The organism is Arthrobacter sp. 135MFCol5.1 (genome assembly GCF_000374865.1).
GTDB lineage: Bacteria > Actinomycetota > Actinomycetes > Actinomycetales > Micrococcaceae > Arthrobacter.
Window position 1 is genome coordinate 84,824 of record NZ_KB895452.1, and the last position, 14,465, is coordinate 99,288.

At 65.3% G+C, this 14,465-nt stretch carries 10 protein-coding genes and 2 tRNA genes; 10 read left to right on the top strand and 2 right to left on the bottom strand.

All coding sequences use genetic code 11. The features are described 5' to 3' along the window. Positions 1-261: 261 nt before the first annotated feature. Positions 262-1,980: a dihydroxy-acid dehydratase gene (gene ilvD / locus C563_RS0100405; RefSeq protein ID WP_018760057.1), complete on the bottom strand. Its 1,719-nt coding sequence runs from the start codon at positions 1,978-1,980 to the stop codon at positions 262-264. A 257-nt stretch (positions 1,981-2,237) separates the two neighbouring features. Here ilvD and C563_RS0100410 point away from each other — a divergent pair, with 257 nt between their 5' ends. The 4 genes from C563_RS0100410 (at position 2,238) to C563_RS20745 (ending at position 5,393) form a co-directional block, all read left to right on the top strand. Then, the gene (locus tag C563_RS0100410; protein ID WP_020608496.1) at positions 2,238-3,227 is read left to right on the top strand and encodes a sunset domain-containing protein; all 990 of its coding nucleotides are present in this window, start codon (positions 2,238-2,240) and stop codon (positions 3,225-3,227) included. Positions 3,228-3,246: 19 nt separating this feature from the next. After that, positions 3,247-4,320 (top strand): PQQ-dependent sugar dehydrogenase, encoded by a 1,074-nt coding sequence (locus tag C563_RS0100415; RefSeq protein WP_026264227.1) that lies wholly within the window; start codon positions 3,247-3,249, stop codon positions 4,318-4,320. Positions 4,321-4,435: 115 nt separating this feature from the next. Next, positions 4,436-4,511 (top strand) — tRNA-Lys (locus tag C563_RS0100420). Between the two features lie 237 nt (positions 4,512-4,748). Then, a complete protein-coding gene (locus tag C563_RS20745) occupies positions 4,749-5,393 on the top strand; it encodes a hypothetical protein (protein WP_018760059.1) in 645 nt (214 codons plus the stop codon). 135 nt (positions 5,394-5,528) lie between these two features. Here C563_RS20745 and C563_RS0100430 read toward each other — a convergent pair whose 3' ends face one another. Then, positions 5,529-5,984: a MarR family winged helix-turn-helix transcriptional regulator gene (locus C563_RS0100430; RefSeq protein WP_018760060.1), complete on the bottom strand. Its 456-nt coding sequence runs from the start codon at positions 5,982-5,984 to the stop codon at positions 5,529-5,531. Between the two features lie 96 nt (positions 5,985-6,080). Here C563_RS0100430 and bcp point away from each other — a divergent pair, with 96 nt between their 5' ends. From bcp to C563_RS0100460, 6 genes are all read left to right on the top strand, one after another. Further along, complete coding sequence (bcp, locus tag C563_RS0100435) at positions 6,081-6,554, top strand: thioredoxin-dependent thiol peroxidase (RefSeq protein WP_018760061.1); 474 nt, start codon at positions 6,081-6,083, stop codon at positions 6,552-6,554. A gap of 96 nt (positions 6,555-6,650) precedes the next feature. After that, positions 6,651-6,732: transfer RNA gene (locus tag C563_RS0100440), tRNA-Leu, on the top strand. 231 nt (positions 6,733-6,963) lie between these two features. Beyond that, entirely contained in the window at positions 6,964-7,656 is a 693-nt protein-coding gene (locus C563_RS0100445) for a fasciclin domain-containing protein (protein ID WP_018760062.1), read from the top strand. 163 nt (positions 7,657-7,819) lie between these two features. Beyond that, positions 7,820-9,487, top strand: coding sequence for an ABC transporter substrate-binding protein (locus C563_RS0100450; protein ID WP_018760063.1), 1,668 nt, complete (start codon positions 7,820-7,822; stop codon positions 9,485-9,487). 79 nt (positions 9,488-9,566) lie between these two features. Next, positions 9,567-11,069, top strand: a complete 1,503-nt coding sequence (locus C563_RS0100455) for a malate:quinone oxidoreductase (protein ID WP_018760064.1) — start codon at positions 9,567-9,569, stop codon at positions 11,067-11,069. 67 nt (positions 11,070-11,136) lie between these two features. After that, complete coding sequence (locus C563_RS0100460) at positions 11,137-14,370, top strand: efflux RND transporter permease subunit (RefSeq protein ID WP_018760065.1); 3,234 nt, start codon at positions 11,137-11,139, stop codon at positions 14,368-14,370. Positions 14,371-14,465: the final 95 nt, after the last annotated feature.

Here is a 14,465-nt window from a genome sequence, read left to right on the forward strand (position 1 = left end):
TGGTATGTGGCTGGAAAGGCGGGAAATAAAAAAACCCCTCAGCCTGGTGGCTCTGTGAGGGGTTCGCGCGTGACGGTTCGTTACCAGGGCTAATGTGCCACGCGCTTGGTAAGGACGACGACGATGCCGGTAACGAAAGTCATGCGTTCAGTTTTCCCTCTGGTGTGATGGGTGTCAACGAGCAACAACCCTATCTCACCATGTGGACAACACTGTCCACTCTTTGATCCTATCTCGGAAGGACCAGCCTGAAACCGGACGTCAGCCGGTGTAGGCACCCTGGCTGGCGCTGTGTACCAGCTTGGCGTACTTGGCAAGCACTCCCTTGGTGTAGCGGGCCGGAAGCGGCTGCCAGTCCACTTTGCGGGCCTCAAGTTCCGCGTCGTCCACCAGCAGGTCGAACGTGCGGGCGGCGATGTCCACCCTGATCCGGTCGCCGTCCTTGACGAAGGCGATCGGGCCGCCGTCGACCGCTTCCGGCGCAACGTGGCCGATGCACAAGCCGGTGGTTCCGCCGGAGAAGCGGCCGTCCGTCAGCAGGAGGACGTCCTTGCCCAGCCCGGCACCCTTGATGGCGCCGGTGATCGCCAGCATTTCCCGCATGCCGGGGCCGCCCTTGGGACCTTCATACCGGATGACCACGACGTCGCCGGCCTTGATCTCGCCGTTGTCGAGTGCGTCCAGCGCCCCCTTCTCGCGCTCGAAGACCCGGGCAGAGCCCTCGAAGACGTCGGCGTCGAAGCCGGCGCTCTTGACGACGGCGCCTTCCGGAGCCATTGAGCCGTGCAGGATGGTGATGCCGCCGGTTTTGTGGATCGGATTGTCCAGTGCGCGAAGAATCTTGCCGTCAACGTCCGGCGGGTTGATCGCGTCGAGGTTTTCGGCGACGGTCTTGCCCGTGACGGTGAGGCAGTCGCCGTGCAGCAGGCCGGCGTCGAGCAGGGCCTTCATGATGACGGGAACGCCGCCGATCCTGTCGACGTCGGTCATGACGTAGCGGCCGAAGGGCTTGAGGTCGCCCAGGTGCGGGATCCTGTCGCCGATGCGGTTGAAGTCGTCGAGGGTGAGCTCAACCTCGGCTTCCCGGGCGATGGCCAGCAGGTGCAGCACGGCGTTGGTGGAGCCGCCGAAGGCCATGGTGACGGCGATGGCATTCTCGAACGCTTTCTTGGTCATGATGTCCCGGGCGGTGATGCCCTTGCGCAGGAGATTGACCACCGCTTCGCCGGACTTGCGGGCGAATTCATCACGACGGCGATCTGCCGAGGGCGGGGCGGCCGAGCCGGGGAGGGACATGCCCAGCGCCTCGCCGATGCAGGCCATCGTGTTGGCCGTGTACATGCCGCCGCAGGCGCCTTCGCCGGGGCAGATGGCCTTTTCGATCCGGGTGAGGTCTTCCATGCTCATCTTGCCCGCGGCGCAGGCACCCACCGCTTCAAAGGCGTCGATGAGCGTGACTTCCTTTTCGGAGCCGTCCTCGAGCTTCACCCAGCCGGGCATGATGGACCCGGCGTAAAGGAAGACGCTGGCCAAGTCCAGGCGGGCGGCCGCCATCAGCATGCCGGGCAGGGACTTGTCGCAGCCGGCCAGCAGGACCGAGCCGTCGATCCGCTCCGCCTGCATGACGGTCTCCACGGAGTCGGCGATGACTTCACGGGAGACCAGGGAGAAGTGCATTCCCTCGTGGCCCATGGAGATGCCGTCCGAAACCGAAATGGTGCCGAATTGCATGGGGAATCCGCCGCCTGCGTGGACGCCTTCCTTGGCGCCCTGCGCGAGGCGGTTCAGGGAGAGGTTGCAGGGAGTGATCTCGTTCCATGAGCTCGCCACGCCAATCTGGGGCTTGGCGAAGTCGTCATCGCCCATGCCGACAGCCCGGAACATGCCGCGCGCGGGCGCCGCATGGATCCCATCGGTGACGATGCGGCTGCGGGGCTTGATATCAGGCGTGTTTGCGGTTGCGGTCTGGGCGTCACTCATAGGGGAAAGTCTAGGGCGCGCACCGCGGCCGGACGACCGTAAGATCAGCTTCCCGTTGAAATAACGGGAAAAATTCGCCAAATAGTGGACTCATGTCTCACATAATGAGACGTCGATGATGTTCGAGGCTCCGTCCGGCCACCCGCACGACCGGGGAGGACGCCAGCCTGCGGCCCGCGGCTTCTCTGGACAGCAGTGCCTGCCCGACGTAGCGTCGGGGACACGACACCCCCGCCGCCCGGATCGAGAGGCCTGCCATGGACATTCTTTTCTGGATCATTCTCATCGTTGTTCTCGCGGCAGTCGTTTGGTGGCTGCTGAAGCGCAACAGGTCAACCAGTACCCCTGGCGCCTCCGGCACCAGATCGGACGGCGCCCTGGAGGGAGGCAGCGCCGCTGCCTCGGCCGAGGCTGCCGCGACCACCGGGATACCCACGGCAGCGGGCTTCGGCCGCGCCGCCGAACCGGCAGCCCCGCCAACGGCTGAGGAACCGGCGGATTCATCGGCGATGCCACGGACGGCGACACCCGCGGCTGCCGAGGCCACCGACAACCCGGTCCAGGGCCCTTCCGGCGCCGATGACGGCATGGCTGCACCCGGCTCCGTCGGCGCCCGGGAAGATGAGCGCAGGCTGCAGGATGAAGCCGAGTGGGAAACCCAGTGGTCGGAGGCCGGGCCGTCCGGGCCACGTCCCGCCCCGTCCGCCACCAACGATGCAGCGGCAACGGCCGCAGCGTCACAGGCAGCCCCGCCCGCCGCAGGGGCCGAGGCCGACGCGGCGGACGACGGCGCCGGGCGGCAGGAATCCCGGGCGCACAGCTCCCCCGCACCTGCCCATCCTGTCCATCACGACGAATACACCGCAGCCCACGCCCCGACGCTGCCCGGCGCCGAGACGGCCGCCGGGGAGGAGACGGCAGCATCCGAGGCGACGGAGCATGCGGAGGCCTCCGCCCCGACGGAAGAAGCATCAGGCCACCACGACGCCGCCCCGGGGCACAGCGAAGCGGCGGGAGAACCAGCCGGGCACCTTGCGGCAAAGGAACCGTACGGGGCAGGCTCGGCATCGCCGGCCGCCGATGGAAGCGGTCCGGCGGACTACAGCGTCAAGGGAGACGCCACTGCGATGGTCTACTACGAAGAAGGACATCCCGACCATGAGCACATCCGGGCGGATGTCTGGTTTGAGTCTGCCGCGCACGCCGAGGCTGCCGGCTTCCGCGCTCCGCGCCGCAAACGGCCCTAGCCGGAGGCGGGGCCTCCTTATGACGCTACGCCCCTATTGGATGGCCTGCCTGCTCTTCCTGCTGGCAGCGTGCACCGGCTCGCCCGGCCCAACACATGGCACGGGCTCCGGCACCACGGCCGAGCCGCCCGTCTCCGTACCCGAGGTGCAGGAAAAGCTGGAACTGAAGCTGGCCGTCCCCTGGGCGGCCGTCTTCCTTCCGGACGGCACGGCAATCATCTCCGAGCGGGGAACGGCGTTGTTGAAGGCGGTCCACGATGGACAGGCCACTACCGTGGGCAAGGTCCCGGGGGTGGTGCCCGCCGGTGAAGGGGGCCTGCTGGGCCTGGCGCTGTCACCGCATTTCGACGTTGACCGCTACCTCTATGCCTACGTGACAGGGCAGGAGGACAACCGGGTGGTCCGGCTGACGCTGCAAAGGGACGCCGACGGCGCACTCTCCCCCGGTCCACCGCAGACCGTCTTTGCCGGCATACCGAAAGCAACGACGCACAACGGCGGGAGGATCCGGTTCGGCCCGGACGGCTTCCTCTACGTTGGCACCGGCGACGCCCAGCGCCGGGAACAGCCCCAGGATCCGGACGCCCTGGGCGGCAAGATCCTCCGGCTCGCCCCGGACGGCAGTCCGGCACCCGGGAACCCGTTCGGCAATGCCGTCTACAGCCTGGGTCACCGGAACGTCCAGGGACTGGCCTGGGACGCCGAGGGCAGGCTGTGGGCCAGTGAATTCGGCCCCGACGTCAATGACGAGCTCAATCTGATCCTTCCGGGCGCCAACTACGGATGGCCCGAAGTGACGGGCGCACCCCACCGGCCGGAATTCCAGGATGCAAAGGTCGTGTGGCCCTCCACCAGCGAATCATCGCCCAGCGGCCTGGAAATAGACGGCGGCACCGCGTACTTGGGCGCGCTTCGCGGGGAGCGGCTGTGGGCCGTCCCCCTTCAAGGCACCGAGGCAGGTAATCCTGTGGCCTATTTCACAGGAATGTACGGGCGGATCAGGGACGTGGTCCGGACCCCGAACGGTGGATTGTGGCTGATGACGAACAACGAAAACCCTGATTTCGTGCTGGTTTTGGGGCTCCGGCGGTGACGGCACCTCCTCCGCGGGCGCCGATTTCACTTGCACCGGAAGTTCGTGTAGAGTTTCATGTCGTTGCGGAGATCAACGGGAAAGAAAAAGCCCGAAAGATTGAAGCAAAGAAGATGCACCTCTAGCTCAATTGGCAGAGCAATTGACTCTTAATCAATGGGTTCCGGGTTCAAGTCCCGGGGGGTGCACCAAAGAAACCCCGTCTTTACTGGCCGAGAGGCCACGTAGAGGCGGGGTTTCGTTTTGCGCTTGCAATGGATGGTGTGCCGCACGGCGACCCAGAGGTTCACATCCAATGCCTCCGAATCTGCCTGGTGGCTTCCCGAAGGTAGTCGGTATGCTGCCCGGGCTGCAACCGGGTTAAGCCGGGACCCGGGGTTCCGCACATATGACCGGGGTACCCGTTTCCTCATTGAAAGTAGTCCCAGTTGAAAAAACAGCTCGCCGTCACCGCTGCCCTCGCCGGTATCACCCTGGCAGTCGCAGGATGCTCCGCGACCGCCACCCCCGGCCCTGGCACCGCCGTGTCCACGCCCGGCATGACGGCTCCGCCCACCGCGTCCTCCCCGGCAGCCTCCTCCGCGACATCCACCGGATGGGAACTGAAGCCACAGGGGGGCGGTGACCGGATCAAGGCCGCCGGGCTGCAGGTCCTCAACGCCGAAGGCGCTGCAGAGCATTTCCATGCGCACCTGGACGTCCTCGTGGACGGCAAGCCGGTCGCCGTTCCGGCGGACATCGGCTTCAGCTTCACCCCGGCCGGCCAGCCCAACGGGATCTCCGCGCTGCACAGCCATGACAAATCCGGGATTATCCACATCGAAGCACCAACCGCCGGCGCCACCTACACGCTCGGGCAGTTCCTCACCGAATGGGGTGTCCTGGACGGCACCGACCCAACGCCAGGAACGCCACACTCCGCCCAGGACGGCTGGAGTGTGGCCGTCAACGGAGTTCCGCACGACGGGCAGATCTCCGATGTGGTCCTAAAAGCCCACGACGAGGTCGTCCTGTTCCACGGCGCGGCGCCAGTCCCGGTCCCCGCCACGTTCACCTTTCCGGCAGGGCTGTAGGCCCCTCACCGGCGGCCGCCGCTAAGACCCCCATGTGCTCCGCGCGCACATAACAGTGTGGCCGCCGGACACAAAAAAGCGTGGCCCCGGCAGTCGTTGCCGGGGCCACGCTTCGAAGGCGTTATGAAAAGCCGGTTACTTGGCGGAGTCCACCAGCGCAGAGGCGTTGCTCGGCGTCGTGGCGAACTGGCTGGCGAGTTCACGGACCACAGCCTTGAGCTCCTGGCGCAGGACCTCGGGGTCGATCGAAGAGGAAGCCAACACCGAACGCTCCATCTCCACGGCCTGGGCTACCGCTTCCTTGCCGCGCTCAGTCAGCGAGACCACATGGCTCCTGCGGTCCGAGGTGCTCCGCACCCGGGCGATATGGCCGTGGGACTCAAGCCGGCTGAGCGTCTTGCCCATGGTCTGGGCCTGGACGCGGACATACTGGGCGAGCTGGGCCTGGGTCATGGGGCCTTGCGCAGCCAGCACCTCTATGGCGATAACACCGGCGTGCGTGAGTCCGATGGCGCCAAGTTTTTCGTTCCAGGAGTGTTCAACGAGGCGCGCAGCAGTGGACAGGAGGCGCCCTGTGGGCCAGTGATCCATATCAGGCATAGCAGCCAGTATAACCAAGTGCCGATTAGCACTCGCCCCACCCGCTTACTAGGCTGTTGTGTCCCGCCCGCAACAAGGAGAAAAACAATGGCTGAAAGACTCGTTACCGGCGACAAAGCACCCGCATTTACCCTGCAGGACTCACGCGGGAAGGAGGTCAGCCTGGACCCGGCCTCCGGTCGCTCCACCATTGTCTACTTCTATCCGGCAGCGTCCACGCCCGGGTGTACCAAAGAAGCCTGCGACTTCCGCGACAGCCTTTCCTCCCTGCAGGCCTCCGGATACGACGTCCTGGGCATCTCGCCCGACCCCGTCGAAAAACTGGCAAAATTTGCGGCGAATGAAGCCCTGACGTTCCCCCTGCTCTCCGATGAGGACCACGCAGTGGCCGAGGCATACGGCGCCTGGGGCGAAAAGAAGAACTACGGCAAGACGTACCAAGGCCTGATCCGCTCCACCATCGTGGTGGATCGCGACGGCAAGGTTTCCCTCGCACAGTACAACGTCCGGGCGACCGGACATGTGGCCAAGTTGCGGCGGGACCTCAACCTGGACGCCTGACCACGGCGCACCTGCCGGACCACCCCGCCGGCGCGACGCTACAATGGACACTGGCATCCCGCCGTCGAACGCCCTGCGTTCCTGGGGGAAGCCTGCGCGCGAGTGGTGAAATTGGCAGACACGCAGGATTTAGGTTCCTGTGCCTTCGGGCGTGGGGGTTCAAGTCCCCCCTTGCGCACACCGCGGATCCCCCGGCTTTGGCCGGGGGATCCTTTGTTTTAAGCCGTCTCCCCCATGCCGGTTCGTGCCCCGAATAGAAAAACTCCACGGATCCACCCATCCACTTCCGCCCACCGGCCGAATAGCCATTGAGACACCAGCCAAGGGCAGGTGCTTACCCCCAAGTCAGACTGCACGCCACGGACACCGCTCCACGGGCAGCAGGCTCAACGATCCAAGGAGTACTGAAATGCAGACCTTCAAGCGCACCACTTTCACCGTCGCAGGCGTTGCAGCGGCCGCTCTGCTCAGCCTCACCGCGTGTGGCGGTTCGGGCAGCACCTCCGGGTCCTCGGCATCTTCGGCGCCGATGTCCTCCGCCCCCAGCTCCAGCATGGCCTCACCGTCATCCAGCGCCATGGCCAGCTCCTCGGCCGGCAGCATGGACCCGGCAGCAAACCTGGTCGGCCCCGGCTGCGCCGCTTACGCCCAGCAGGTTCCCACCGGCGCAGGCTCCGTAGCCGGCATGGCCCTGGATCCGGTGGCCGTCGCCGCCTCCAACAACCCCATCCTCACCACGCTGACCGCGTCGGTATCCGGCAAGCTCAACCCCAAGGTCAACCTGGTAGACACCCTCAACGGCGGCGAATTCACTGTCTTCGCACCGGTGGATGACGCCTTCAAGAAGATTGACTCCGCCACCATCGACACCCTGAAGACGGACGATGCCCTGCTGAGCAAGATCCTGACCTACCACGTTGTTCCCGGCCAGATCACCCCTGACAAGATCGCCGGCACCCACGCCACCGTCGAGGGCGGCTCCGTCACCGTCACCGGCAGCGGCAACAACCTCAAGGTGGACAACGCCAACGTCATCTGCGGCGGCGTCAAGACCAAGAACGCCACGGTCTACCTGATCGACTCGGTGCTGATGCCCAAGTAGCCCTCACAGGCAACAGGCGTTCTTCGACCAAGCCGGGTTCCACTGGTTATCCAGGGGCCCGGCATTGGCGTGTCCGGATCCGGGCAGTGCCCGGGTCGTGTCCATTAGACTGGATCCCGGCCCGCAACCGGCGGAGCCGGCAGGATCCAGAGGTGATAAACGAGTGCCCAGCAGTACATCGCGGCGGACTGCCCTCAAGGCCGGCGCCGTCCTCATGGCGCTGGGCGTGACATCATGCACAGGCACACCGGCTCCCTCTCCCACGCCCGGCCAGGACAACTCCACGCCCGCGGAACCGGCAGCCACCTTCAGCTTCGGAACCGCCGCCCAGCCACTGGGCCTTGACCCGGCATTGTCCAACGACGTCGAGTCCCAGCGCATCACGCGGCAAATCATGGAAGGCCTCGTGGGAGTTGACCAGACCACGGGAAAGCCCACGCCCCTGCTGGCCACCGAATGGAACGAATCCAACGAGGGCCGCACCTACACCTTCAAGCTTCGTACCGGCGTTACCTTCCAGGACGGGACCCCGTTTAATGCCGACGCCGTCTGCACCAACTTCAACCGCTGGTTCGCCTTCTCCGCCGAACTGCGGAAGCAGGCACCGGGCAGTTCCTTCAAGGGGGTCTTCAAGGCCCACTCGGACGAAGCCGGCCTCTCAATCTTCAAGAGTTGCACCGCCGTGGCCGCGGACACCGTGCAGATCGACCTCACGCAGCGCTTCACGGCGTTCCTGCAGGCATTGACATTGCCCGCCTTTGCGATGGCCTCCCCTGCCGCCCTCGCTGCCGGCAAAGCCGACGTGCTGGACCAAAACCGTGGCGGCCAGGCCTTGTCCGTTTTCGCCACCAACCCGGTCGGCACCGGCCCCTTCACACTCGCTGCCTGGGGCAGCGACAACGTGACCCTGTCCAGCAACAAGACCTACTGGGGCGACCGCGGGCAGATCGCCACCATCAACTTCCTCGCCTACAACTACCCGCAAACCCGCCTCCAGGCCCTCCTGGACGGCAAGATCGACGGCTACGACGCCGTGACCGTGGGGAACTTCGACCAGCTGGTCAAGCGAGGCAAGCAGATCGTCCAGCGCGACCCGTTCTCCGTGATGTACGTGGGCATGAACCAGGACATCCCGGTGCTGCAAAACCAAAAGATCCGGCAGGCGGTGGAGCTTGCGATCGACAAGGAAACGCTGATCCGGAAGTTCTTCATCGACAACACCGCCAAAGCGACGCAGTTCGTCCCGCCCAAGATCAGCGGATTCAACAACGATGCCCCGGCACTGGGCCATGACCCGGAAAAGGCCAAGAGCTACCTCAAGGACGCCGGCTACGCCGGCGAGGAACTCAAGTTCTACTACCCCCTGAACGTCACCCGGCCCTACCTCCCGACCCCCGAAAAGGTCTACGCCGAGCTCAGCCGCCAGCTCACCGCCGTCGGCTTCAACATCCGGCCCGTCCCGGTGGACTGGGCCGATGGCTATCTCCAGAAAGTCCAGTCCCCCGGCGACCACGCCCTGCACATCCTCGGCTGGAACGGCTCGTACTCGGATCCCGACAACTTTGTCGGCCCGCTGTTCGGCGAGAAGAACGGCGAATTCGGGTACCAGGATCCGCAGGTGTTCTCGAAAATCAACAGGGCCCGCGGCCTGCCGGACGGCAAGGAGCGCGATGACTTGTATCACACCATCAACACCCAGATTGCGGCGACGGTGCCGGCCGTTCCCATCGCCTTTCCCATCTCCGCCCTTGCCCTTTCGGACCGGGTCCTGAGCTACCCGGCGTCCCCGGTCTTAAATGAAGTTTTTACGAAGGTCCAACTAAAGCCTTGACGGGCCGGTCCAATTTCAGTATGTCGGCTGCCCGGGGATATTCTGTGACAGCCAGAGCCGCTGCAATCGGAGACTGATCGTGACTTTCATTTCCAAGACCCCACATGCCGACGTTGTCCTGATAGGCGGCGGCATCATGAGCGCGACGCTGGGGGCATTCCTCAAGCAGCTGGAGCCGGACTGGACCATCTCGCTGTTCGAACGGCTGGACCAGCCGGGGCTCGAGAGCTCAGATCCCTGGAACAACGCGGGGACGGGCCATGCGGCCCTCTGCGAACTGAACTACTCCCCCGCAGCCAAGGACGGCTCGGTAAGCCCCAACAAGGCGCTGCTCATCAATGAACAGTTCCAGCTTTCCCGCCAGTTCTGGTCCCACTTGGTGGACAACAACCTGATTGGCTCCCCCAAGGGTTTCATCAACACCGTCCCGCACATGAGCTTTGTGATTGGCGAGGACCACACCCGGTTCCTGAAGACGCGCTACGAGGCCCTGAAACCGCACACCCTTTTCCGGTCCATGGAGTACTCCGAGGACCACGCACAGATTGCCAAGTGGGCGCCACTGATCGTCAAGGGCCGCGACCCCAAGCAGCGTGTCGCCGCTACCCGGGCAGCTGAAGGGACCGACGTCGACTTCGGCGCGCTGACCCGTGAGCTCACAGGCTACCTGGGGAACAACGGCGTCGAAATCAACTATGGCCATGACGTCACCGGCATCTCCCGGGCGTCCGACGGCGGCTGGGACCTGACGCTGAAGCACCCGCGTTCCGGAGAGCACGGCAAGATCCACGCCAAGTTCGTCTTCGTCGGCGCCGGCGGCGGCGCGCTGCACCTCCTCCAGGCCTCGGGCATCCCCGAAAGCAAGGGTTACGGCGGCTTCCCCGTCTCCGGGCAGTTCTTCCGCTGCACGGACGAGACCATCGCCGCCCAGCACAGCGCAAAGGTCTATGGCCAGGCCTCGGTTGGCGCCCCGCCCATGTCCGTACCGCACCTGGATACCCGCTACGTCAACGGCAAGCGCTCGCTCCTGTTCGGACCCTACGCCGGCTTCTCCACGAACTTCCTCAAGAACGGCTCCTACCTGGACCTGCCGCTGTCCATCCGCCCGGGCAACATCATCCCGATGCTCGCCGTGGCCAAGGACAACATGGACCTCACCGCGTACCTCATCAAGGAGGTTGCAAAGCGGCACGACCAGAAGGTCGAGGCCCTGCGCGAGTACTACCCCGAGGCAAAGGGCGGCGACTGGGAACTTATCACCGCCGGCCAGCGTGTGCAGATCATCAAGAAAGATCCGCAAAAGGGCGGCATCCTTCAGTTCGGAACCGAAGTGATCGCCGGCCGCGACGGCTCCATCGGCGCGCTCCTGGGCGCGTCGCCCGGGGCTTCGACCGCTGTCCCCATCATGATTGAACTGCTGCAGAAGACGTTCCCCCGGAATTTCAAGGGCTGGCAGTCCAAGCTCAAGGACATGATGCCCGGTTACGGGGTCAAGCTGGATGAAAATCCGGACCTGGCCGCGGAGCTGGAACGGGCCACGGCCAAGTCCCTCCAGCTGGAGAGCGTTTCCGCCAGTCATTGACCCTGCCGGGGCCAGCGGCTGGCACCCAGGGCATGTACCAGTCACTAAACCCCCCAGGAGAGCATCCATGTTCCGGCTGGCGCACCTTTCCCTTGCCAACAGGGCCCTGATCGCGCTGATCACCGTCTTTGCCTCGGTCTTCGGCGTGATCACCATGTCCTCGTTGAAGCAGGAGCTCATCCCGTCCATTGAGTTCCCGCAGATCACCGTCCTCAGCTCCATGCCGGGCGCGTCGCCCGAGGTCGTGGACAAGCAGGTCAGCGGCCCGCTGGAGAAGGCACTGAACGGCGTGGAGGGGCTGGAATCCACCTCCTCCACGTCACGCACGGGCGTCTCGCAGATCACCCTGGTGTTCACCTATGGTTCCAATCTTGACCGGGCCCGGAACCAGATCGACCGGGCGATCTCCAACGCCAAACGGACCCTTCCAAGCGATGTCCAGCCGCAGGCTATCGCCGGGAGCATCAGCGATTTCCCCATCGTGTTCCTCGCGGTGTCCTCGGACAAGTCCCTGAGTGACCTGAACGCTGACCTGCAGCGCCTGACCGTGCCCCGGCTGCAGAAGATCGACGGCGTCCGCAGCGCCGACGTGACCGGTGGTGCGTCCCAGCACATCGAGATCCTGCCACGCACCGATGCCCTCGCCGCCGCGGGCGTGGGCGTGACCGCGATAAAGGACGCCCTTTCCAACAACGGAGCCCTGGTCCCGGCCGGAACCCTCGAGGACCAGGGAAAGACCCTCTCCCTGCAGATCGGCAGCCCGGTGGATTCCCTTGACGCCATCAAGGCCCTTCCGCTGGCCGGGGCGAAGAACGCAGCGACCGTCGGCTCGGTGGCCGACGTCTCGCTCAAGGACGACGAACGCACCTCCATCACCCGCACCAATGGGGCCGAGACCCTGGCCGTTTCCGTCACCAAGAAACCCGAGGGTGACACGGTGGGGATTTCCCATGCGGTGCGGGACTCCCTGCAGGATCTCCAGGCGGAGCTGGGCTCGAACGCAAAGTTCACACCTGTCTTTGACCAGGCACCGTTCATCGAAAAGTCCATCAAGGACCTCACCACGGAAGGCCTGCTGGGGCTGGGATTCGCGGTGGCGGTCATCCTGCTGTTCCTGATGTCGGCGCGTTCCACGCTGGTCACCGCCGTCTCCATCCCGCTGTCGCTGCTCATCACGTTCATCGGTCTTTCGAGCACGGGCTATTCGCTGAACATCCTGACCCTCGGCGCACTCACCATCGCGATCGGACGCGTGGTGGACGACTCGATCGTGGTCATCGAGAACATCAAGAGGCACCTCAGCTACGGCGAAGAAAAGTCGACGGCGATCCTCACCGCCATCAGGGAGGTGGCCGGTGCCATCACAGCCTCCACGCTGACGACGGTGGCCGTGTTCCTGCCGATTGCCTTCGTCGGCGATCTGGCCGGCGAACTGTTCCGGCCGTTTGCCCTGACCGTCACCATGGCGCTGCTGGCGTCGCTGCTGGTGTCCCTGACCATCGTTCCGGTGCTCGCCTACTGGTTCCTCAAAAACCCCAAGGGCGCCCCGGACGGAGCACCGGCCGGTTCCGCCGAGGCCCGCCGGATTGCCGCGGAAGCCACAGCCAAGGCGCACGACGCCGAGCAGCGCAGCCGCCTGCAGCGCGGCTACCTGCCCATCCTCCGGTCCACCCAGAAACACCCGGTCATCACCCTGGTGGCCGCCGTCCTGGTTCTCGTCGCCACGGGCGCCATGACGCCACTGCTGGCTACCAACCTGCTGGGGAACTCGGGACAGAACAGCCTGACCGTGCGCCAGGTGCTGCCTGCCGGAACCAGCCTCGCGGACACCAGCGCCGCCGCCATCCGGCTCGAGGAGGTCCTGCGCGGCATCGACGGCATCAAAGACGTCCAGGTGACGTCGGGCAATGCGCAGGCCGGGTTCGCCGCACTGACCTCCACCGGGTCCTCGAACTCCACTTTCACCGTGGTCACTGACGAGAAGGCCAACCAGGAACGGCTCCAGGACACCGTCCGGACCGAGCTGGCCAAGGTGCCTGATTCCGGCAAGATCTCCGTTGGCACCCAGCAGGGCGGCTTCGGTACCTCGTCCACCGTGGACATCACGCTGAAGGCCGCCACCAGCGCCGACCTGCAGTCCGCCAGCGACACCATGGTTGCCGCCATGTCCGGCGTTCCCGGCACCAGCGAGGTGGCCAGCAACCTGGCGGCCAGCAACCCCGTGGTGCAGGTGAAGGTGGACAGGGCAAAGGCGGTGGCCGCAGGACTGAACGAGCAACAGGTTGCCGGGGTCCTGGCTTCCACCATCAGCCCCATTCCCGCGGGGACGGTCCGCATCGACACCAATGATTTCCCGGTGCGGATCGGCCAGGGCACAAAATTCACCAGCATTGACGCCGTCCGCAACATCCCGCTGCCGGCTGGCGGCAAGCCGGTAACGCTGGGAAGCATTGCCTCCGTGGAGCAGGTGGACGTCCCCGTCTCCATCACCGCCAGCAACGGTGAGCGCACCGCCAAGGTGTCCATCACGCCGTCGGGCTCCAACCTGGGTGCCGTGAACACCGAGGTCCAAAAGCGCCTGGCGGACGTCCAGCTGCCTGCCGGCGTCACCGCGACGATCGGCGGGGCCACCACCCAGCAGGCGGACTCCTTCCGGCAGTTGGGCCTGGCCCTGCTGGCTGCCATTGCCATCGTGTATGTGATCATGGTGGCCACGTTCAAATCCCTCATCCAGCCGCTGATCCTGCTGGTATCGGTTCCCTTCGCGGCCACCGGTGCCGTGGCCCTGCTGCTGGTCACGGGAGTTCCGCTGGGCCTGCCGTCGCTGATCGGCATGCTCATGCTGGTGGGCATCGTGGTGACCAATGCCATTGTGCTGATCGACCTGATCAACCAGTACCGCCAGCCGCGTGACGGCCGGCCGGGCATGAACGTGGCGGATGCCATTACCAACGGTGCCCGGCAGCGCCTGCGCCCCATCCTGATGACGGCACTCGCCACAGTCTTTGCCCTGACTCCCATGGCCCTGGGCCTCACGGGCGGGGGCGGTTTCATCTCGCAGCCGCTTGCCGTTGTGGTCATCGGCGGCCTGGTGTCCTCGACTGCACTGACCCTCATCCTGGTCCCCGTGCTGTACCGGCTGGTGGAGGGTCGCCGAGAAAAGAAGGCGTTGCTTAAGGATCTTCAGGCCCGGCCTGAACGCGGCCCGGGGTCCGACGTCGACGCCGGGTTCAAGGACTGGACCACCGGGCAGATGCCCAAACTCAGCGGCCGCCGCGCCGCCCCCGGGGGCGCCGAGTAGCAACAGCGCCCCTCCCTGATGCCCGTACCGCCCAGCGGTGCGGGCATCAGCTTTTGAATGCCCTTCTGCGAACGCACGCGGGAATATTCTCCGCG